We start from the raw sequence: 20563 nt of genomic DNA, 5'->3' as shown, positions 1-20563 counted from the left end.
TGGGATATTTTAAGGTTTGGAGAAGTGTCGTGGCTATCTGAAGAACTTTCGGAATTGTTGGATGGTTTGCTTGGCGGCTGCGTTCGAATCCGGCCAGGGAAAGGCTTCCGCGGAAACGTAACCTTCATAGCTGATTTCCCTCAAAGCCTCGGCAATTGGTGCCATACCCGTATGTCCGAATCCCATGGGTTTTCGGTTCGAATCTGCAAAGTGCACATGACCTATATAATTTCCGAATTCCCGAATGCTTTGTGCCAACGCTGTTTCCTCAATGTTCATATGGAAAAGATCCGCCAAGAGTTTGACTTGATTGGCTTTCAATGATTCCAACAAAGAGACGCTGCTTTCCAAGGTATTGAAAAGTTTGGTTTCATAGCGATTCAGCGGTTCATAGATCAAATGCACGCCAAGGGATGACGCTTTGTCTGCTAGGATTTCTAGACTCTCTTTGAACCATTCGATCGTCTGCTGCCGATCTGCCCCCGGCTGGACATTGCCTTGCATAGAGCCAATAATCGCGGGTGCACCGAATCTTGCGCCAAAAGCGATCATATCCGAAACGAAGGCCTGCGCCTTGGCACGCATCGTGGGATCAGGATCTGTCAATGTGAGGCCATGCAGCACTTTACCCGCACCGGTGCCTAATGCAGCCAAGCTGAGTCGATATTTTGCCAGAAGTTTCTCCAATTTACTGGGATCGATGCTGTCAGCAGAAGCCGTAAACAGCTCCACGCCATCAAATCCCAACTCGGACGCTTGTTTCATGCCCATTTCCAGATCATTCCAAAAAATCCAAGGACCGGTTTTGATCTGCGGGACCAAGGCTATGGTGACAGCGGATTTGATCATTGGTCTTCCAGATTAAGCATGATTTTGATGATTCCCTGCGGATTTGCCGCCCAAGCCGCCATCGTTTCAGGCCCTTGGTCGATAGAGATGACTTTGCTGACTACGGCCTCTATTGGAAATTTCCCTGCTTCCAGATACGAAATCACTTCCGGGAAATCCGTCCTGCCCACACAATTGCGCGAGCCGAGGATTTCGATTTCCTTTTGGACAAACAAAGATGTATTGAAGGAAACCGGCGCCTTTGCATAGCCGATGCAAACTACCCGACCGAGAAACGCCACTTCGTCCACAGCTGCTTGGTAGGTAGCTGGACTGCCGACTGCTTCGATGATTACGTCGGGCCCGTCTCCTCCGGTAATTTCGTGCAGCGCTTGATGTAAATCTACTTTGGACGGATTGATCGCGTGAGCCACACCGATTTTGTGCGCAATCTCCAGCTTGGAATCGTCGAGATCGATGGCAATCACTTTGGCACCTTTATTCACCGCAGATGCAACAGCGCCCAGGCCCACAATTCCGCAGCCGATCACGGCAACGCGGTCCTCTGCACCTACCCGTCCGCGGCTCACGGCATGGAATCCCACCGTCAGTGGCTCCACCAAGGCGAGTTCGCGGAGACTGAGTTTCTTGGAGGGAAAAACATCCTGCCAAGGTGCCGTGACGTACCTCGTCATCGCCCCTGGACGGCGGACGCCCATCGTCTTGTTGAATTTGCAGGCATTGGGCCGGCCTTTGCGACAGGCGACACATATCCCGCAGGCGAGATAGGGGTAAAGCGTTACTTTTTCTCCAGGACGAACCTCGGAGGGGACATTAGCGCCAATTTCCACGATCGTGGCTCCAACTTCATGTCCTAGGACATTGGGGTATTCCTGCAGCGGGAAAAGGCCTTTGAAACCATTCAAGTCTCCCCCGCAAAATCCAACCATGCCTACCTCGAGCAGGACTTCACCGGCCTTGGGTGTAGGTTTTTCGATTTCCCGGACTTCCGTTTTTCCGACTTCGGTAAGAAACAGTGCTTTCATTTAATTCATTTTGGGCGTTTTTTCCTTTTTCTAATCAATATTTTTGGGAAGGAAATCAAACAGCTTCATTTCAATCAAATATTGTTTTCGGGCCTTCCTTCATACCACATCTGGTTCTTGACTGGGGCGACGAGTTGCTGGATTTCCTGCATAAGCTCGTTTGGGATTTTTACTTCCAAAGCATCGATGTTCTTGTCAACAATATGTGTTTCGCACATGCCCACGATCGTCGTAGCGATCGCTTCATGGTCGACAGCATAGCGAATAGCGACATCACTCAGGCGCAGACCATATCGCTTACAAAGCGCCGACAATTTTGGCTGCGTGGCCTTGACGGCTTCCGGAGAACGGTGCCACGGGGGTAATTTCTCCTCAGAAAGAATCCGCTGTAGCAGTGGTGCCGCATTCATCAAACCGAAACCCTTTTCCTTGGGAAGCGGTACCAGTTCATCATTGATCTGGTCCTCAAGCAGGTTGTAATGGGCCCACGACAAGACCGTATCGGGCTGGGTCTCCCGTGCTATATGCGCCAGATACCGGACGGGAAGTCCTGTGATTCCCCAAAACCGCGCTTTTCCGGATTGGACTACTTCCTTTATTGCAGGCACTGCTTCTTCTATGATAATCTGCTTGTCCACAAACTCGATGTCATGCAGTTGGAACAAATCCAGGTAATCCGTCTTCAGCCGCATCAAGGATTCATCGATGCTCGCGAGGATTTTTTTTCTGGAAAAATCAAAATCCTGCAATCCATACCTGCCGCACTTGCTGGCGAGGATAATTCCCTGCCGCTTGCCCCCGAGTGCCTTTCCGAGTCTGGATTCTGCAAGCGTCAATCCGTAAAAAGGCGAAACATCGAAAAAATTAATGCCCCGATCGATGGCCTTGTGCACCGAGCTGACGGCTTCATTTTCATCCACTGGATCAAAGACATTTCCCATCGGGGATGCGCCAAAGCCGAGTACGGAGACATTTAATCCGGTTTTGCCAAGGGTTCTGAATTGCATGTTTTTTGGTGGAGCGCGTTAAGATTAGCTAAGACCCAAGATAGGGCAAAATGGGAAAAATCCTTGATCCGCCTATGGAAGAAATCAAGGAATATGTTGTTTAGCAACTGAATTTGGGGAAGTATTGGTTGAAATCTCTTGCTAGTCCCATTGCGATGATATTCTTGTAATAATCATCACTTACCTGCCGTTAGGGTCGTTCTATTTTTGCATTATGCAAAACGTCCACCTTGGCCTCAAGGAAAATTGGAGGCAATTCAGCCTGTTGGTCATCGTCAATGCTTTTGTGGGCGGGATGGTCGGGCTCGAGCGGAGCATCCTACCCCAAATCGCGGAGGAAGAGTTTGGAATTGCCGCAAAAACCGCGATTCTCTCCTTTATCTTCGTTTTTGGTATCGTCAAAGCGCTGACAAATTACTTTGCTGGTGCTTTTGCCAATCGGGTGGGGAGAAAAAACCTGCTGGTGTTTGGTTGGCTTTTTGGCTTGCCGGTTCCGTTCATCCTGATGTTTGCCTCTGATTGGAATTGGATTGTAGCGGCCAATGTGCTGCTTGGCATCAACCAAGGTTTGGCTTGGAGTAGCACCGTGGTCATGAAGATCGACTTGGTCGGCGAAAAGCAGCGAGGCTTTGCGATGGGCCTCAACGAGTTTGCTGGCTACTTGGCAGTCGCTGTGGTGGCGTTTTTGACAGGATATATAGCCTCGGCCTATGGACTTAGACCTTACCCTTTCTACATCGGGATCGGGATGGCGGTTTTGGGTTTGTTGGGTTCGATGTTCTTTGTGAAAGACACAAAACACCACGTGGCAAAGGAGCAATCTGTCTCGGAAGTTCCGCGTCTCCACAAGCCTTTTTGGGAAACTTCCTGGCGGAATCCCAACCTTGGGTCAGTGACACAGGCGGGCTTGGTAAATAACCTGAATGACGGCATGGTTTGGGGGATTTTCCCCATTCTTTTGTCTGGTAAAGGCTTCGATTTGGCGCAGATAGGAATTGTTACCGCGGTGTATCCGGCGGTTTGGGGAATAGGACAGTTGTTTACCGGATTGTTAGCGGACGTTTTTCCGAAAAAGTGGCTTCTGTTTTGGGGAATGTTGCTACAGGGTGTGGCGCTGCTTGTATTTGTGGTTGCTAAGGAAATGTGGGAATACCTCGCTTTATCCGCCGTATTGGGATTTGGGACGGCCTTGGTTTATCCGACATTTTTGGCAACTGTGGCTGAAAATACCCACCCGGGAGATCGGGCCAAGAGCATCGGAATTTTCAGGCTTTGGCGGGATTTGGGTTACGCCATCGGAGCAATATTGACGGGATTTCTTGCGGATGCCTTTGGGATGAACGTTTCAATTTGGGTGGTTGGCTTGTTGACAATTCTTTCGGCAGGGGTCATTTTGGTTAGGATGAGAGTGCCTAAACTTCATCGGTTCAAAGCTTGATTTCCACCCATGGTTAAACCAAAGGATTCATTCGCGGATCAAGAAACAAAATAGTCAGATGTCTAAATTTATTTTTGATGTTCGATTTTTGGTTGGGATTTTTTGGATATTTTTCGACGCCTAATCTATATCCTTATGCGTAAATTTCTACTAACCTGTTTTGCCGCGTTTTTGTGTTTTGAAGCATTTTCCCAAGAATCCATCGAGTGGACACCCGAATACGAAGTTACCTTGGAAGACTTCAAATCCAAGGGTACCAAGATCGATCCTTCCCTTAGCTCATATTACCTTGGCGCCGGGATCAAAATGGATTTCAACTACGCGATGAGTAACTACGAGTACATGTTTACCAAAAACTTTAACTCAAAGGTCACCGTCGTATTTCAGCCAACGGCCTCGACCATCAAGGCCCCCAATTTGGAAATGGCCAACAATATGGTCGCCATGGCAGATTTTCAGTTTGATTTGGCGGAGTTGTATGCGCGCAAGTTCAGAAAAAAGATATACGACGAAAAGGAAGCTTTTTCTGACCCCAACAAGCTCGGGGCCTTCTTTGAAAGCGTGAATAAGGATTGGAACGATAGGAGCACCCAATCCATGGAAGAAGCCGATCTCGGGATGAACCGGGAAGTGCTCGATCGCATGCACAAGGAAGTGCTTCTCGAGCTCGAGCAGTACCCTGACTTTTGCAAAGAATGCAAGCCGTTGAAGAAGAAAAAGTAAGGGTTAGCAATTGATCAAAATTTCTCCTCTGCAATAATCACATCGTAATCAAAACCCGTCAAATGAAAAATCAACGGTCTTATCTTCTTTTGATGCTTTTGTTTTCTATTGGCATATTTCATCAGGTCTGCTTTGCCCAGGGAACTATTTTTCTCAATAAGTACAAGCGTCCGATTAAGGATGTAACAAAGTATGAGCCGCGTTATTTCCAAACTACGGAGGAAAGCAAGTCAAATATTCGAGTTGCGAAGACTTATAACTTGGACAGTGTTTTGGTACAAGAGAAGGTCGAGTATCTAGGGAAAAAAGGGAATGTATTACAATATTCGTTAAAGGATTTTGATCAAAATTCCCGGGCCGTTATCAGAGTTTATCGAGTAGATAATTCCAGTAAGTCTACTGTTGATTCTGTGTTTCATTCTAATGGGATACTTGCGGCTCTCAAAAGAACTGCGAATTGGCAACTGGTTGAGGAAAAAAGATGGGATAACTCGGGCAATCCTTTAGACCTCGGGCTCTTTCGAGAGGCTTCCATTGTTGGCGGGCCGGAGGCCTGGGACAACTTCTTGGCTAGTAACCTGAATTACCCCTCTGAAGCGCGGTCCGACCGAGCCGAGGGCATGGTATATCTAGCGTTCCAATTGGACGAGGAAGGAAGAATTTCCGAGATTGAAGTAATGAATCCCGAAGACGTGCATCCAGCGTTGGCCAATGAAGCCTTGAGGGTGATGAAAAAGTATCAGAAAAATTTCTCTCCCAAAGTCGAAAACGGCAACCCGGTGAAGACGGAAATGTATCTGCCTATTCGTTTCAAACTTTGATCTCATCAGATCCAAGTTAGTCAGAAGTCGGCAATTTCATCTCCTAGAAGTAATCGTACAGTTTAATCCAAATAATACACCCGCTTGACCCGGCTGCTGATATTGGTTAGCAGTTCATAGGGAATGGTCCCGATGCGTTCGGCGAGTTCCTTCAGCGAAATGCCGGGTCCATAGATCAAAACTTCATCGCCTTCACGCACCTCCAAGCCCGTCACGTCCAGCATGGTCATATCCATGCAGACATTGCCGATCACGGGTGCACGGTGTCCATGGATGAGCACGAAGCCCCTGCCATTGCTGAACCGCCTGTCATAACCGTCCGCATAGCCGATTGCGATGGTGGCGATTTGGCCGTCTTGGTCCATTTTTCCCTTTCTGCTGTAGCCAATGGTTTCTCCTGCTTTTAGGTGTTTTACCTGGGAGACAGTGGTTTTCAGGCTGCTGATTGGTTTCAGGTGTCCCTCATACAGTCCACTGACCTCTACGCCGTAGAGCCCGATTCCCAAGCGCACCATGTCCATTTGGTATTCGGGGTACCTGACGATGCCTGCCGAGTTGAGTGCGTGGCGGAGTGGGCGGTAGCTAAGCGCTGATTCCAAGGTGCTGCACATTTTCAGAAAATCCTCCAATTGGCGGATCGAGAAATCATGGTGCGCCTCCTCGTCGGCACCTACGAGGTGGGTGTACATACTGGCTATTCTGAGTTCGGGAAAATCAATGATCAGCGTTTTCAAATCCTGCAAATGCTCCATTTCGAAACCAAGGCGATGCATGCCCGTGTCAAAGTCGAGGTGGATATGCATGTCGGTGCCTTGGTGGCGACAGTATTTTCCCAGTTGTTTGAAAAAATCCAGGCCATACACAACAGGTTCCAAGTGGAACTGCTGCAGGTGGATGAAGGACTCCTGTACCGGATTGAGTACCATAATCGGAAGCTTGATACCTGCTTCCCGCAGTGCGACGCCTTCATCGGTGTAGGCGACGGCGAGATAGTCGGCCCCCATTTGCTGCAGGTGATTGGCGATTTCGGCGGCCCCACCTCCATAGGCGAAGGCTTTGACCATGACCATAATCTTGGTATGGGGAAGGATTTTTGATTTGTAAAAATTGTAATTGTGGGTCAGCGCATTGAGGTTGATCTCCAGGGTGGTACCATGTATCCGCTGCTGCAGCCGATCGACGACTTGCTCGAAGCGGAATTCCCTTGCACCCGTGATGAGGATCAGGTCGTTTTCGAAATTGAGATCGGAGATACCGGCAACCAATGACTTGGTGTCCGCAAAATGGCGCGATTCGCCTTGAAAATGGGAAAGTGCCTGTCGAATATGCTGTCCAACCGCCACCAGAAAGTCAACCCGGTGGTATTGGAGGAGCTCGGCGATTTTTTGGTAAACCTCCTGGGGCTTTCCCACCTGCAACATGTCTGAGAGGATCACCACTTTCCTGTCTTTGGGCCGCTGCGCGCTCATAAAGTCTAATGCTAGCCTAAGCCCTGCCAAGTCGTTGTTGTACGTATCATCGATCAATAGGCAGTCGTTGATACCTGGCTTCAAGGTTAGCCGCATTTCCACAGCTTTCAGGTGGCTGATGCCTTCCTGGATATCTGTCGGCTCCAAACCCAAGGTGAGTGAGGCCACAATTACATGGCGAATGTTTTCGAGCGATGCCTCGTCCAAGAAGGGAACCGAAAAGGTAAAAATGCTCAAATCCGGCCGCATCAGCAGGATTTTGGCATGATCCGGATCCTTGCGAACGGTCAGGGTATAGTCGCAGCCGACATCGTCCGACCAGACAATCAGACGCTCTTCTCCCAATTTGTCCAATAAATGCTGGTGGATTGCCGCATGTTCTTTTCGGCAAATGACAAATTTGCTGTGGTCAAACAGCAGCGCTTTTTCCTTCAGTTTATCCTCCATCGAAGGAAAACCTTCCTCGTGGGCGGTACCGATATTGGTGAAAATCCCGATTTCGGGTTTGAGGATCGCTTCCAATTTGGACATTTCTCCCTGTTTGGAGATACCTGCTTCCATGATGGCGGCTTTGTCGGTGGCGTGGATGCCAAATACGGAAAGTGGTACGCCGACTTGACTATTGTAGCTCTTGGGGCTTTTGGCGACGGGGAATTTTCTTCCCAAAACCTGCCCCAACCATTCCTTCACGATGGTCTTCCCGTTGCTCCCGGTGATGCCGACGAGTGGGTTTTTAAACAGACTGCGCTGGTATGCCGCCAGTTGGTGGAGTGCGGTATGTGTATTGTCAACCAGGATGAAACTTGCCCGATGGGAAATAGACGCAGCGTCGGGGAAATCATTTTTCACCAAAAAACAGCTCACTCCCAAATCCAACAAAGAAGGAACGAACGTGTGACCGTCAAATTTGGCGCCTTTGAGCGCCACAAAAAGCGTGGACTCTGGCTGCAGAATGCTCCTCGAATCGATGGATACCATCGAGATAAGCGCGTCCTCTGAGGGTCCGAGCAATTGCCCTTGGACAATATCGGTAATCTGTCGGGGCGTGAGCGATTGGATCATAACCTAAAAATAGCAATTGTCGATCAATGCTCTTTCTTTTTAAAAAATACTTGCTTGATCCAACGAGGTAAGAATATCGCACCCAAAAACAAATAGGGATAGTACGTCAGCAACCTCCACAAGATACTCGTCACGAAGGTGTAGCCATTGAGGAACTCGGCAAAGAACTGGGCAAAGAAAAACTCTGCCGTGCCACTGCTGCCCGGGGTTGGCGATATCATCATCACGATCCACATGATAACCTGTCGGGCAAAAATCGTGATGTGCTCATAGATATCCAAATCAGCATAAGCTCCAATTAGTGCATTGAGCATCAAGTACCTGGAACTCCAAATGAATATCGTCGCAACAATTATCGTCACCCAATATTTGGCGTTTTTACCTATGAGTTCCTTCGAGGCTTCGATGATTTGGTTGCCGTACTCGTTGGCTGAATGCTTCCATTTCCGAAGCCATTTGATGGAATATATTTTTAACAACACCCATTTGAAAACCCGGGGCTTGTAAAAAAGCGCCAATGCCATCACGAGTGAGTACGAGGCATACAGTCCATAGGAAATCCAAAACAGGACCTCGATACTCCTACCAAATCGCATTTCCATGATCCTTCCGGAAGGGAAAATGTTCCCTTGGGCAAAATACAGGATGATGGGGGCGCCAATGACAAAAAACAGGTTATCTAGGATCGCTGTGACCATCACGTAAGCGATTGCCTTTCCAAGTTTGATTCCTTCCCTGTTTAGGATAAAAATGGCAACTGCCGAACCGCCGACCACAGATGGCGTCACAGCAGACGCAAACTCCCAAAGGATGATGACATACAGAGCACGTGTCCAGGTAAGTTGTCTATCCGTGATTTCCCTTATCCTGAAAATATAGCCGACATCTCGTCCCAAAATGACCAGAATAGCCAACAATATCCACCATACAGATGCGTCAAAAACCCCTTTGAGGGTATTGGCATTGATCGAGGGATCCGTGTAAAACATGTAAAAAACGATCGCCAAACCAATGAGGATTGGAACCCATACTTTATTGGGGTTGAGTGTCTGGAAAATCTTCTTGTTGTCCAACTTCATACTTATGCAGCGGCAACAGGTTCTTTTTTCTCAACCCAAAAATTGTTGAAACCTTCTCCGATCGTGATTGTCACGAGTGAAAGCTGCAGGAGGTCCAAAATGGCCAAAAATGTATAAATAACGAATATTTTGTCGGGTTTGTATTGCACAAACTCCGTGAAGGGAACCCGGTCACGAAAGCTGATTTTTTCCAAGACAAAATCCTTTTGTTGCTCAATGGTATATGGATACTGCACAACCGTGTGTTTGGTTTCGTCAGTCCGGTTGGCATATTTGGACATGACCCTTTGGAAGACCTTCAAAAGCTTGAACAAGTCCAAATCCTGCATCTCTGCATCCACATCCTCAGCCTTGGAAAGCTGCTCCAATTCCCATTGGATATTGCCCCTTTTTTCCTTGGAGAGTCTTTGCTCTTCGAGGCTTGCCAGTTCGAGGATCACCGATTTGTATTTTTTGTACTCCAATAGGTGTCGGATCAATTCCTCCCGCGGATCGATTTCCTTTCCTTCCTCATCCAATTCTGGGCGTGGCAGCAACATACGTGATTTGATCTTCATCAGTGTGGCTGCAAAGAGGATAAATTCGCTCGCCACCTCGATCTCCATCTTCTCCAAATGGTGGATATACTCCAAAAAGTCCTGGGTGATTTTGGCGATCGGAATGTCATAGATATCCAGCTCATCTCTTTCGATGAAAAAGAGCATCAGGTCGAAAGGTCCCTCAAAGAGAGGCAATTTGATTTCGAAACTCACTGGAAACTATATTATTTATATTATTTTTGCGCCCGAACGGATTTCAAAGATATCCATTTAATGGTAAATTAAACACCCTACAGGTAAATTCAAGCCTGTATCGAAAACCACTCCCGAAATTATCTTTTTCAAAACATTATGCGGATGCTGATGTTTATTACCTTTATCATGTAACACATTGCTGATGACCATCAAACCTGGAAAATTGCTCGCACAGATCGACTCACCCGACGATCTCAAAAAATTTTCGAAAGACCAACTGGTCCAAATTTGTGATGAACTGAGACAGTACATCGTGGATATCGTGTCGGTTTATGGCGGACATTTCGGCGCGAGCTTAGGCGTAGTGGAGCTGACCGTAGCCCTGCACTATGTGCTCAATACGCCCGAAGACCAGCTCGTGTGGGATGTTGGGCACCAAGCTTATGGACACAAAATACTGACAGGACGTAGGGATAATTTCCATACCAACAGGGTATATGGCGGTCTTTCGGGATTTCCGAAAAGGAAAGAGAGCGAGTTTGACACATTTGGCGTGGGCCATTCAAGCACCTCCATTTCTGCCGCTTTGGGCATGGCAGTTGCTTCCAAGTACAAGGGAGAAAAAAACAAACAGCACGTGGCCGTCATCGGCGACGGGTCCATGACTGGTGGGATGGCCTTTGAGGCGATGAACCATGCGGGTGTTTCCGATACCAACTTGCTCATTATTCTCAACGACAATTGCATGTCCATCGACCCCAACGTGGGGGCACTCAAGGACTACCTCACAGATATCACCACTTCCCATACCTACAACAAGGTAAAGGACGAAGTGTGGAGCCTTTTGGGTAAAATATCCAAATTTGGCTCATCAGCCCAAGAGATCATCTCCAAAATCGAAGGAGCCATCAAGTCCGCGATTTTGAAGCAAAGCAACCTCTTCGAATCGCTCAATCTGCGCTATTTTGGCCCTGTCGACGGTCATGATGTCAACCACTTGGTAGAGATCATCTCCGACCTTCGCGATATTCCAGGTCCAAAAATACTCCACTGCGTGACCGTCAAAGGCAAAGGCTATGGCCCTGCCGAAAACGGCAACAAGACTACTTGGCACGCACCGGGGCTATTCGACAAGGTCACTGGAGAAATTTTCAAAAAGGTCCCAAGTGCACCCCAGGCTCCCAAGTACCAGGATGTGTTTGGCCATACCATTGTGGAATTGGCAAAACAGAATCCCAAGATCATGGGGGTGACACCTGCGATGCCCTCCGGTTCTTCCATGAATATCATGATGAAGGAAATGCCTGACCGTGCATTTGACGTGGGTATTGCCGAGCAGCATGCTGTCACGTTTTCTGCCGGCTTGGCCACGCAAGGGCTAATTCCTTTCTGCAATATCTATTCATCCTTCATGCAGCGTGCCTACGACCAGGTTGTGCACGATGTGGCGCTGCAAAATCTCCAGGTAGTTTTTTGTCTGGATCGCGCCGGCTTTGCCGGAGCGGATGGGCCGACGCACCATGGGGCTTATGATTTGGCCTATTTCCGTTGCATCCCCAACATGGTCGTTTCCGCACCCATGAATGAGGAGGAGCTCCGCAACCTGATGTTCACAGCTACGCAGTTCGAAGGGCCGTTCTCGATCCGTTATCCTAGAGGCCAAGGCGTGATGCCTGAATGGAGAACGCCTATGCGAGAAATTCCGATCGGCCAGGGACGCATCGTGCAGGAAGGTGAGGAAGTGGCTATTTTGACAATCGGACACATTGGGAACTATGCCGTCGAGGCTTGTGCAATGCTTGCGAAAGAAGGATTGAAGCCCGCACACTACGACATGCGATTTGTGAAGCCGCTTGACAGGGAGTTATTGCAGGAAGTTTTTGGGAAATTCAAGAAAGTCCTGACTGTGGAGGATGGCTGTATCATGGGTGGATTTGGTTCTGCCGTGATCGAGTGGATGTCAGACCACGGTTACGCCGCTCAGGTAAGGCGCTTGGGGATTCCGGACCGCATTGTGGAGCACGGCGAACAGATCGAGCTTCACCGCGAATGTGGCTTCGACCCCGAGGGAATTGCCAACGCAGTACGGGAAATGGTGGAGGTTGAGGTTTAGTAGGGCCTATGCCGACGGTTCTGAATGTCTTTGGGTATCGCTTCTTTTTCTATTCTAACGACCATGATCCCCCGCATATCCACGTTGAAAAGGGAAATGCCACGGCAAAATTTCTTCTCAGGCCTATTGAATTGGTAAAATCGAAAGGATTTGGAGCAAAGGACCTTAAAGAAATTCGTAAATTTATTGAGCTTTATCAGTTGACACTAGAAAGATCTTGGAATGAGTATTTTGACAATAAGTAAATCACCCTTAGCAATAGACGTCAGGTTCGATGAGGCCAGAATGTATATTTCTTTAGAGGATGGACGGGAACTTAGTATTCCTTTGGAGTGGTTCCCAAAGCTACGAGATGCAAACCAAGATGCACTTTTGAATTTTCGTTTCATTGGTGGAGGAGAAGGTATTCATTGGGAGTCCTTGGATGAAGACATTTTAGTAACAAACCTATTATAGGGAGAACAAATTTTGGTCTAACGATTAGGGTAGCAGCTAGGTAATATTTCTCGAGCTTAAGCTATCAGCGGATAAGTTCTACTAATGTTGTTTGAGTTGAGCCGATTTTGGTCATTGACTTTAAGAAATCAAAGGTTCATCATTTGGGGTTGAAAGCTCCTTTAAAATCACCGATCAAATTGACGATGCATTTTATATAACCAATACTTCATCGTTACTTTTGGGTTATTAAAGTGCCTTGAAAGAAAAATTGTTTTTATGCCCCACTTCACCAAAACCGGCCAAGGACAGCCTCTGATCCTGATCCATGGATTCTGCGAATCCAAAGAAATCTGGTTTGAAATGGCAGAAGCCTTGGCGGCCACGCATACCGTTTTTGCCATTGACCTGCCGGGTTTTGGGGACAATCCCCTACCCAAAAAGGAAATCTCGATGGAAAGTTTGGCCGCTGACATGGCCGATTGGATGGAGAAAGAGCGGATCGAGTCGCCTATTGTGATTGGACATTCCTTGGGCGGTTATGTGACCCTCGCGTTGGCGGAGCTTTTGGGACCAAGATTGAAGGGGATCGGCCTTTTCCACTCAACGGCTTTGCCGGATGATGCGGAGAAAAAACACACCCGCAATAAGGTGATTGCTTTCTTGGAAAAGAACGGCATTGACCCGTTTTTGGAATCCTTTGTTCCAGGGCTTTTCGCTCCGTCAAAGGCTGTGCATCTCGAAAGCAGGATTCAATGGTTGATCCAAGAAGGAAAGCGCAGCAGTACCGCCGCATTGATCGCTTATACCGCGGCCATGCGGGACAGGAAGGATAGGTTGGATGTTTGGAAGCATTTTTTGGGCAAAAAATTGTTGATCTCTGGACGTTTGGACACAGCCGTGAAAATTGAAAACAGCCGTCAGCTCCAGCCATTCGCGGACATTTACCTCGAATTGGAAGACGCTGCGCACATGGGGATGTTTGAGGAGCCCGAAAAGAGTTTGGAGGCGATCAGGGAGTTTTTGGATTCATTGACGCTTTCCTGATATCACTGACAGACAGCTATTTTTCCCCCAAAACCTCCAACAGCCGTTTATTGTCTGGATGCTCCAAAAATTGGTTGAACTCCAAGAAATACTTCCCGGGATCTTCGCCGACAAAGGCTTCGTAGCGCCCATCTTTTCCGGTATATCTTTCCTTGATAATTGGCAGGGGCTGATTGGCTTGCGCATATCCATGCCAGCCTTCCCAGTCTTTCACAATGAATGATATACTCGTTCCTTTCAGTTCGGTGTACCGGTGCATGCCGCGCCGCTCATCCACCAATCCCACATATCCCGTTTCGGAAACCCTGTACACCTTGGCCCAGCCTTGGTCCACGATGAGTTCAAAACCCATTTTTTCCTCATAGAAAAGTTGCGCAGCCTGCATATCCTGGTAATACAGCCAGGTGACTGCCCCATAAAATCCCATTCCAGCCGCCACACTGTCACTTTGCGTTGGCAAGGCGGCAAAGCGCCGGAGCTGCGGCATCAGGCGTTCATTTTCGGGATGTTGTTTGAATGTCTCAAATTCCAGCAGGTAGCCTTCAGGATCCACAGCTACAAAGCCGTCGTGGGCATTGTTGGTTTTTGGCTTGTACTCGTATTTGATTTGTACATTGTGGGTCTGCAGGTAGGTGTACCATTCCGGCAATTGGTCGGTCAGGAGGGCAATTGCGACGGTTTTGGGTTCCTCAGCCTTGTGTCGACCCACCGCAGCATCGACCAAGGTCACGAAAGCGTCCTGCGAAATCCGAAGCGTCACAGCAAAACCATAATCCGACACGATCTCCAGCCCTAATAGACGGTGGTAAAAATCCCTAGCCCGCGGCAAGTCCTTATAGTACAAAAAAAGGTTGGTCGCGGAAATCCCAAAATCCGCCAAAGTCCGGAAGTCCGAATTTTTTGCCAAAAGTCGATTGATATGCGTGACGGGGTAGCCCAGTAGCCGACCGAACCTGCGTGCTTCTGCCTCTCCCGAGGTTCCATCGCTCAGGGTCTTTTTCAGGTCAAGATAAGCGTCCAAGCTGTTGCCCGAATAGAAAATCAGCACTTCCTTTCCTTTGGCGACATCTGCTGGGAACAATTGCGTTTGTACCAAATCAGCTTCCCGGTAGATGGATACACCATGCTTTTTGGCGATTTCCTCCGCTTTTTCAAAGAGACCATTCGCCTCTTCGGGAGCGAGTGGCGCACTCAAGGCAATCGGTTTGACGCCTGCAGCGACCATTTCGGCAAATGCTTCCATTTGTCCCAAATGTTCGGCTTGTTGGGTTTGGTCTTTGTTTTGGCAGGAAAAAATCAATAAAACAACCAATGGCTGAACAAGCATCCAAGATCTTAGGATGGTTTTGAAACAGGGATTTTTCATACGTGAAGCTGAATTGGCAAATATCCAAACAGCGTCAATATAGGCCAAAATCAACCAAGCCAAAATACCATCCGAAAAATCCCGGCAACCGAAAAAATCTATCAGTTCTGTGGAATGTTAATGACCACGTTTCCGGTTTTTTGTCCCGTCTCGACGTAGCGATAGGCTTCGACGATATTTTCCAAATCATAGGTTCGGTCCAATACCGGTTTGAAGTACCCCTTCGCCGCCAATTCCCCCAAGAAACGGATATCCTCTTGTTCAGTGGTGGGAATTGGGAACAGCAGTCGCTTTCCCTTGGATTTACTCTGCAAGATCGCTTTCCAGACGTTTTCACCATTTTTGCCCAATTCGGTCGACATGTATTTTCCCTGTGGTTTCAACAACGGTTTGCATGCGCCCCAAGAGCTTTTGCCCACCGCATCGAAAATCAGGTCAAACCTCGTCGCCAAGTTGGAGATATCTTCCTGGGTGTAGTCGATCACCACATCCGCTCCAAGCGATTTCACCAAATCCACCTTTGGGGAAGGACAGACCGCGGTCACATGCGCACCGAAGTATTTGAGCAGTTGTACGGCTGCCGAACCGATCGCGCCGGTCGCGCCATAGACCATCACTTGCTGTCCTGCCTGGGTCTTTGCAGCACGGATATTGCCGAGTGCGTAATGGGAACCTTCAGTCAACATGGCCGCGGTTGGATAATCAATGCCATTCGGTATCTTGGCAATGCCTGCGTTTTCAGAGATGGTTTTGAATTGGGCGTGGCCTCCAAAACGGGCATCGTCGAAGCCATATACCCGATCACCGATTTGGAATTTTTTGACTTTTTCGCCCACCGACACCACTTCTCCCGCAAATTCACAACCCAATACAGGCTCGTTTGGACGGAAAAGTCCACTCCAAAACCGGGAGATGAAGTATTCCGCACTCCTGAATCCGCAATCCGTCCGATTGACCGTGCTGGCAAAAACCTTGATAAATACCTCATCCGCTTTCGGGCTTGGATTTGGGATGTCTTGGATTTGGACCACCTCCGGCGGACCATAGGACCTGTACACAGCGGCTTTCATAGGTTGGGATTTTTCATGAAAAAACAATACTAGATAAGCATAAAAAAACCATTTCCTGTTTTTGGAAATGGTGGACTCCTTTTTTGAGGCTTGAATGCAGGTTTTTTGGGATCAGTTGCCTAAGTAAAAACCTTCATCGACACGATTGGGTGGGGATAGTTTCCACCGAGACTCACCCCGTATCGTTTGAGTTCGGAGGCGTTCAATTCAAAAGGCCTATGAATATCAAAGCCCGGTACCTTCCCCAGTTCCGGGATCCAATGCCGCACATAATCGCCTTTTTTGTCATAGTTGCTGCCCTGCTTGAGGATATTGAAGTATCGGTTTTCGCGCGGGTCGTTGCCTACGCCAGCCACATACATCCAATTGCACCAGTTGCTGCACACATCGTAATCGATCAATTTGCTTTCAAAATAGGCTGCGCCCCAGCGCCAGTCGATGCCAAGGTCATTGACCAAAAAAGAGGCTACGTTTTGCCTGCCGCGGTTGGACATAAAGCCCGTTCCGTTGAGTTCCCGCATATTGGCGTCCACGAAGGGAATGCCCGTGTGGCCGTTTGCCCATTTCCAAAACAGGCTTTCGTCCCGTCTCCAGCGGTCTGCAAATGGTTTGATTCCCTTGAGCTGGAAGATTTTGTTGCCGTGTTTTTTGGCAATAAAGCGGAAATAGTCCCGCCAAATCAGCTCAAAGACCAGCCAATAGGTCGAGTCGTTTTTGACACGTTCCTTCTCATAGCGCTTCACTTCCCAATAAATCTGCCTTGGGGAAAGGCAACCGAGGGCCAACCAGGGCGAGAATTTGCTGCTGTAGTTTGCTCCGAGCAAGCCATTGCGTGTATTCTTGTAGTCCTTGAGGCAATCAAGGTTCCAAAAATAGGTCTGAAGTCGCCTGAGGCCTTCTTGTTCACCACCTTTAAACATCAACACGCCTCTTCCCGTGTCCTCAGGCTCCTCCAAACCAAATTCCGACAATGCAGGAATCTGCCCTTTTTCTATTTCTATCTTAGGAAAATTGATTGCATTCGGCGTGGAAGCATGCAGCCGGACTTTGCAGAATTTTTCGCACTCTTTTCTGAATTGGGTAAAAACCTCCGGCGTCTGCCCAATTGGGAAGGGTAAGTCGTCAATATGAAAAAGCGTATGCTGCCAAAAGGAGCGGGTTTTGATCCCCTTTTTCCAAGCCGTGGATTCGAGTGCATCATCGACCTGTTTTTCTTCGTCTGTGACTTCTTCTGAGAAAAAGATCGCTTCAGCTTGCAAGCTTACGGCCAAATTGGGGATTTCCTTTTCTGGAAATCCCTGCAGCACGACTAGATCGGCCCCCAATTTTTGGAGATTTTGGCGCAGTTCAGAAACAGTTTCCTTAAGGAACTTCGCCCTCAAGTTACCCATCTTTTCCATCCCCAAATCAATCTCCCCAAAATGCCTCGGGTCGAAGCAATACACGGGTATTACTTCTTCCGCTTTTTCGCAGGCCATGGAAAGCGTGACATTGTCATGGATGCGGAGGTCATTTCTAAACCAAACGATAATGCGCCTGTACTTCATAATCAATCGGCTAACAGGCTGTCCAAGAAAAGTGTTTGGGCTTCTCAGGAATAATTCGTAAATCATTATCCCAAGATTTATTTATGAAAACGATCTTTGCCGCGGTTCTTTTTTCCATTTCGCTGGGCATATGTGCTCAGGAAATGGCTCCCAACAAGGTTTTTTGGGAAAATTTAAGTGCGCGTTGTGGGCAGGCCTTCGAAGGGCAACTCATCAGTCCCCCTGCGGAAAATGATCCATTTTTGGGCAAAAGGCTGACTATGTACATCATGGAATGCGGGCCTGATTTCCTCCACATCCCATTTTATGTGGGCGAAGACAAGTCCAGAACTTGGGTTTTGACGATGAAAAACGAATTGATCCAACTCAAGCATGACCACAGGCACGAAGATGGATCGCCGGATAAGGTGACACAATACGGTGGATTGGCCAGCAATACGGGTTCGGCGACGACCCAGATGTTTCCAGCTGACCAAGAGACCGCCAATTTGATCCCCCATGCGGCGCACAACGTGTGGTGGATTACGGTGGATGATACCAGTTTCACCTACAATCTCCGAAGAATCGGTACAGATAGATGGGTAGCTGTAAAGTTCGACTTGACCAAGCCTGTGGAGAATCCCGGGAGGCCATGGGGATGGTAACAGGATTTTTGAAAAAATTGAGCCAATTGTGAATGTAAATCGGACAGACATGCGTTTCCCTTTCCTTTTTTTTCTTGTCCCATTGGTCGTTTGGAGTATTGTTCCCATCCATGCGCAGGGGTTGTTTGATTCGGAAGCAGTATTGGAGATCCGCTTAAAGGGCGACGTGAATACACTTTTCAAAGACCTGAGTGGCAAGCCCGAATACCTTCCTTTTGAGCTTTTGTTGGAAAACCAAGCTTCCGGAAACGAGGCCTTTCCAATCAAAGTCCGCACCCGGGGACATTTTCGTAGGGAAATGGGTATATGCAGCTATCCGCCCTTGTTGCTCAATTTTCCCGAAAAGGGGGAAAATCCCGGGATTTTCCACGGTTATGACAAACTGAAACTCGTCATGCCTTGTAAGGGCGAGCGGTACCTGCTGCGGGAATACTACGTCTACAAAGCCTATCAAATCCTCAATCGGGATGGACTTCGGGTTCGCTTGGTAAAGCTTACCCTTGAGGATACAGGAGGGAAAAAGGAGAAAATCGAGACCTTGACGGGTTTTCTGTTGGAAGAAGAGGGGGCAGTGGTCAACAGGACGGGACTGGAACTCGTCGAGCGGGATTTGATTCGCCCGCATCAGACAGACTTGGAAGCTTATCTGCGGATGTCCATTTTTCAACTCATGATCGGCAACACGGATTGGTCCATCGAGTACAGGCAAAACATCTATTTGCTCAGGAAATCCGAAAATGACCGCCCCATCCCGATTCCCTATGATTTTGACCATGCAGGAATGGTCAATGCGCCCTATGCCAAGCCCGCGCCGGAGTTGGAGATGTCTGCGGTTACAGAACGGCGGTACCGGGGCTTTTGTGTGGAAAATATGGCCGATTTTGCGCCTACGCTCGATACCTTTCGTGGGCATAGGGATGCGTTTTATGCACTTTACAATGGAAGTTCGATTTTGGACGAAAAAGACATTAAATTCAGCATCCAATATTTGGACGAGTTTTTCAAGCTCCTTGATCAACCCAAAAAAATCGAAACCCTGCTCAAGTATCCCTGCCAACCCGGCAACACCGGCAATGTGATTATCAAAGGCCTCAAACAATAAACCATGAAAAACCTGCTTTACCTGATTGCGTTTTTGGTGACGCTTCCTTCCTTGGCCCAGCAGCCGCTCAGTTTGGCGGAAAGACTGGGTTATTCAAAAACCGACAAATTGCTCATCATCCATGCCGATGATATCGGGATGGCGCATTCCGAAAATGTCGCCACCATCCATGCCATCAAGACGGGTGTAGTCAATTCGACCAGCATCATGATGCCTTGTGCCTGGTCGACAGAGGTTGGTGAGCTCATCAAGGATATGCCCAATCTGGACATCGGCGTCCATATCACCCTGACCAATGAGTGGCATACTTACAAATGGGGACCTGTTGCTTCCAAGTCTGAAGTGCCGGGATTGGTGGGGCCGGATGGATTTATGTACAAGGATTGTGCGTCTGTCGCCAAGAATGCCAGTCCCGAGGAGGTCGAGAAGGAAATGCGCGCCCAAATCGAAGCTGCGTTGAAAATCGGCATCAAGCCGACGCATTTGGATTCCCATATGGGCTGTGTGTTTTATGGCAGGCCTGAGTATTTGGTGTCCTACCTCAAGCTTGCCAAGGAATACGGCATTCCGGCCATGGTCAATCCCCAAATGATGGAGGGCATCATCCGACCCAATGCGGCCCTATTCAAGGGGATTGATATCGACAACATCCCGGTCATTGACCATGTGGCTATCGCAAGCGAAAAGATCTATGATGAAATCGGTTTGGATGAGTACTACACCCGATTGCTGAAGGACCTACCGTCCGGCGTCACCGTCCTGCTCAACCATATTGCTTTTGACGATGACGAGATGCAGGCGCTGACGACCAAGTTTACCCATTGGCATGCCGGCTGGAGACAGGAAGACTTTGATTTCTTCACCAGCAAAAAGGCAAAGGACCTTCTGGCGGCCAACAATATCAAGTTGATTACCTGGAGGGAAATCGGGCAGTTAAAATAGCTGGGTGCCGACAGGGTATGGTTTTGCCGCTTTTGCAAAGGCAGCATACAAAGCGAGTACTCCACCCGCTTACTCATTTGCAGAGAAACT

General features: G+C 48.4%; 19 protein-coding genes. 10 read left to right on the top strand and 9 right to left on the bottom strand.

The genetic code is table 11. The features are described from left to right. Window positions 1-33 precede the first annotated feature (33 nt). From C943_RS03855 to C943_RS03845, 3 genes are all read right to left on the bottom strand, one after another. Window positions 34-849 carry a sugar phosphate isomerase/epimerase family protein gene (locus C943_RS03855; RefSeq protein ID WP_008624446.1) on the bottom strand — a complete coding sequence of 272 codons (816 nt, stop codon included), beginning with the start codon at window positions 847-849 and terminating at the stop codon, window positions 34-36. Then, window positions 846-1874 (bottom strand): zinc-binding alcohol dehydrogenase family protein, encoded by a 1029-nt coding sequence (locus C943_RS03850; protein WP_008624444.1) that lies wholly within the window; start codon window positions 1872-1874, stop codon window positions 846-848. Before C943_RS03850 ends, C943_RS03855 begins: the two co-directional genes overlap by 4 nt. Before the next feature lie 74 nt (window positions 1875-1948). After that, entirely contained in the window at window positions 1949-2881 is a 933-nt protein-coding gene (locus C943_RS03845; protein WP_008624442.1) for an aldo/keto reductase, read from the bottom strand. Between the two features lie 214 nt (window positions 2882-3095). On the opposite strand from C943_RS03845, the gene C943_RS03840 reads away from it, so the two are divergent. The 3 genes from C943_RS03840 to C943_RS21265 all read left to right on the top strand — a co-directional run bounded on the left by C943_RS03840 (window position 3096) and on the right by C943_RS21265 (window position 5863). After that, window positions 3096-4319, top strand: a complete 1224-nt coding sequence (locus C943_RS03840) for an MFS transporter (protein ID WP_008624441.1) — start codon at window positions 3096-3098, stop codon at window positions 4317-4319. Window positions 4320-4454: 135 nt separating this feature from the next. Beyond that, the gene (locus C943_RS03835) at window positions 4455-5042 is read left to right on the top strand and encodes a hypothetical protein (protein ID WP_040478902.1); all 588 of its coding nucleotides are present in this window, start codon (window positions 4455-4457) and stop codon (window positions 5040-5042) included. Between the two features lie 62 nt (window positions 5043-5104). After that, on the top strand, window positions 5105-5863 hold the full coding sequence (locus C943_RS21265; protein ID WP_008624437.1) for an energy transducer TonB: 759 nt from the start codon (window positions 5105-5107) through the stop codon (window positions 5861-5863). A 62-nt stretch (window positions 5864-5925) separates the two neighbouring features. Here C943_RS21265 and C943_RS03825 read toward each other — a convergent pair whose 3' ends face one another. The 3 genes from C943_RS03825 to C943_RS03815 are packed head-to-tail and all read right to left on the bottom strand — an operon-like array spanning window position 5926 to window position 10225. Beyond that, complete coding sequence (locus tag C943_RS03825) at window positions 5926-8394, bottom strand: bifunctional UDP-N-acetylmuramoyl-tripeptide:D-alanyl-D-alanine ligase/alanine racemase (RefSeq protein WP_008624435.1); 2469 nt, start codon at window positions 8392-8394, stop codon at window positions 5926-5928. Between the two features lie 23 nt (window positions 8395-8417). Then, window positions 8418-9473 (bottom strand): lysylphosphatidylglycerol synthase transmembrane domain-containing protein, encoded by a 1056-nt coding sequence (locus tag C943_RS03820; protein ID WP_008624433.1) that lies wholly within the window; start codon window positions 9471-9473, stop codon window positions 8418-8420. A 2-nt stretch (window positions 9474-9475) separates the two neighbouring features. Further along, complete coding sequence (locus C943_RS03815) at window positions 9476-10225, bottom strand: segregation and condensation protein A (RefSeq protein WP_008624432.1); 750 nt, start codon at window positions 10223-10225, stop codon at window positions 9476-9478. A 184-nt stretch (window positions 10226-10409) separates the two neighbouring features. Between C943_RS03815 and dxs the strand changes: the two genes are divergently transcribed. The 4 genes from dxs to C943_RS03795 all read left to right on the top strand — a co-directional run bounded on the left by dxs (window position 10410) and on the right by C943_RS03795 (window position 13802). Next, window positions 10410-12320 carry a 1-deoxy-D-xylulose-5-phosphate synthase gene (dxs, locus tag C943_RS03810; protein ID WP_008624430.1) on the top strand — a complete coding sequence of 637 codons (1911 nt, stop codon included), beginning with the start codon at window positions 10410-10412 and terminating at the stop codon, window positions 12318-12320. Window positions 12321-12328: 8 nt separating this feature from the next. Beyond that, window positions 12329-12565: a DUF4160 domain-containing protein gene (locus tag C943_RS03805; RefSeq protein ID WP_008624428.1), complete on the top strand. Its 237-nt coding sequence runs from the start codon at window positions 12329-12331 to the stop codon at window positions 12563-12565. Continuing rightward, window positions 12543-12776 carry a DUF2442 domain-containing protein gene (locus C943_RS03800; RefSeq protein ID WP_040478900.1) on the top strand — a complete coding sequence of 78 codons (234 nt, stop codon included), beginning with the start codon at window positions 12543-12545 and terminating at the stop codon, window positions 12774-12776. Before C943_RS03805 ends, C943_RS03800 begins: the two co-directional genes overlap by 23 nt. A gap of 258 nt (window positions 12777-13034) precedes the next feature. Beyond that, window positions 13035-13802, top strand: a complete 768-nt coding sequence (locus C943_RS03795; protein WP_008624427.1) for an alpha/beta fold hydrolase — start codon at window positions 13035-13037, stop codon at window positions 13800-13802. Between the two features lie 16 nt (window positions 13803-13818). Here C943_RS03795 and C943_RS03790 read toward each other — a convergent pair whose 3' ends face one another. The 3 genes from C943_RS03790 to C943_RS03780 form a co-directional block, all read right to left on the bottom strand. Further along, window positions 13819-15168 (bottom strand): VOC family protein, encoded by a 1350-nt coding sequence (locus C943_RS03790; RefSeq protein ID WP_008624426.1) that lies wholly within the window; start codon window positions 15166-15168, stop codon window positions 13819-13821. Between the two features lie 101 nt (window positions 15169-15269). Beyond that, the gene (locus C943_RS03785; protein WP_008624425.1) at window positions 15270-16238 is read right to left on the bottom strand and encodes an NAD(P)-dependent alcohol dehydrogenase; all 969 of its coding nucleotides are present in this window, start codon (window positions 16236-16238) and stop codon (window positions 15270-15272) included. Between the two features lie 119 nt (window positions 16239-16357). Next, on the bottom strand, window positions 16358-17785 hold the full coding sequence (locus C943_RS03780) for a DASH family cryptochrome (protein WP_040478898.1): 1428 nt from the start codon (window positions 17783-17785) through the stop codon (window positions 16358-16360). A gap of 83 nt (window positions 17786-17868) precedes the next feature. Between C943_RS03780 and C943_RS03775 the strand changes: the two genes are divergently transcribed. From C943_RS03775 to C943_RS03765, 3 genes are read left to right on the top strand one after another with little or no spacing between them, the layout of a single operon-like run. Next, window positions 17869-18429, top strand: a complete 561-nt coding sequence (locus C943_RS03775) for a hypothetical protein (protein WP_008624409.1) — start codon at window positions 17869-17871, stop codon at window positions 18427-18429. 49 nt (window positions 18430-18478) lie between these two features. After that, complete coding sequence (locus C943_RS03770; RefSeq protein WP_008624406.1) at window positions 18479-19531, top strand: CotH kinase family protein; 1053 nt, start codon at window positions 18479-18481, stop codon at window positions 19529-19531. Window positions 19532-19534: 3 nt separating this feature from the next. Next, the gene (locus C943_RS03765) at window positions 19535-20473 is read left to right on the top strand and encodes a polysaccharide deacetylase family protein (protein ID WP_008624404.1); all 939 of its coding nucleotides are present in this window, start codon (window positions 19535-19537) and stop codon (window positions 20471-20473) included. Window positions 20474-20563 lie beyond the last annotated feature (90 nt).

Origin of the sequence: Mariniradius saccharolyticus AK6 (genome assembly GCF_000330725.2) — a bacterium.
GTDB classification, from domain to species: Bacteria; Bacteroidota; Bacteroidia; order Cytophagales; family Cyclobacteriaceae; genus Mariniradius; species Mariniradius saccharolyticus.
Note: the sequence above shows the minus strand (reverse complement) of the source record. Positions and strands in the feature narration are given on the sequence as shown.

Bases quoted from the DNA above. Each gene is read 5' to 3' on its own strand.
- C943_RS03820 (WP_008624433.1), bottom strand. From the start codon at position 9,473: ATGAAGTTGGACAACAAGAAGATTTTCCAGACACTCAACCCCAATAAA.
- dxs (WP_008624430.1), top strand. From the start codon at position 10,410: ATGACCATCAAACCTGGAAAATTGCTCGCACAGATCGACTCACCCGAC.
- C943_RS03795 (WP_008624427.1), top strand. From the start codon at position 13,035: ATGCCCCACTTCACCAAAACCGGCCAAGGACAGCCTCTGATCCTGATC.
- C943_RS03765 (WP_008624404.1), top strand. From the start codon at position 19,535: ATGAAAAACCTGCTTTACCTGATTGCGTTTTTGGTGACGCTTCCTTCC.
- C943_RS03800 (WP_040478900.1), top strand. From the start codon at position 12,543: ATGAGTATTTTGACAATAAGTAAATCACCCTTAGCAATAGACGTCAGG.
- C943_RS03850 (WP_008624444.1), bottom strand. From the start codon at position 1,874: ATGAAAGCACTGTTTCTTACCGAAGTCGGAAAAACGGAAGTCCGGGAA.
- C943_RS03790 (WP_008624426.1), bottom strand. From the start codon at position 15,168: ATGAAAAATCCCTGTTTCAAAACCATCCTAAGATCTTGGATGCTTGTT.
- C943_RS03840 (WP_008624441.1), top strand. From the start codon at position 3,096: ATGCAAAACGTCCACCTTGGCCTCAAGGAAAATTGGAGGCAATTCAGC.
- C943_RS03775 (WP_008624409.1), top strand. From the start codon at position 17,869: ATGAAAACGATCTTTGCCGCGGTTCTTTTTTCCATTTCGCTGGGCATA.
- C943_RS03770 (WP_008624406.1), top strand. From the start codon at position 18,479: ATGCGTTTCCCTTTCCTTTTTTTTCTTGTCCCATTGGTCGTTTGGAGT.
- C943_RS03825 (WP_008624435.1), bottom strand. From the start codon at position 8,394: ATGATCCAATCGCTCACGCCCCGACAGATTACCGATATTGTCCAAGGG.
- C943_RS03855 (WP_008624446.1), bottom strand. From the start codon at position 849: ATGATCAAATCCGCTGTCACCATAGCCTTGGTCCCGCAGATCAAAACC.
- C943_RS03845 (WP_008624442.1), bottom strand. From the start codon at position 2,881: ATGCAATTCAGAACCCTTGGCAAAACCGGATTAAATGTCTCCGTACTC.
- C943_RS21265 (WP_008624437.1), top strand. From the start codon at position 5,105: ATGAAAAATCAACGGTCTTATCTTCTTTTGATGCTTTTGTTTTCTATT.
- C943_RS03785 (WP_008624425.1), bottom strand. From the start codon at position 16,238: ATGAAAGCCGCTGTGTACAGGTCCTATGGTCCGCCGGAGGTGGTCCAA.
- C943_RS03780 (WP_040478898.1), bottom strand. From the start codon at position 17,785: ATGAAGTACAGGCGCATTATCGTTTGGTTTAGAAATGACCTCCGCATC.
- C943_RS03805 (WP_008624428.1), top strand. From the start codon at position 12,329: ATGCCGACGGTTCTGAATGTCTTTGGGTATCGCTTCTTTTTCTATTCT.
- C943_RS03835 (WP_040478902.1), top strand. From the start codon at position 4,455: ATGCGTAAATTTCTACTAACCTGTTTTGCCGCGTTTTTGTGTTTTGAA.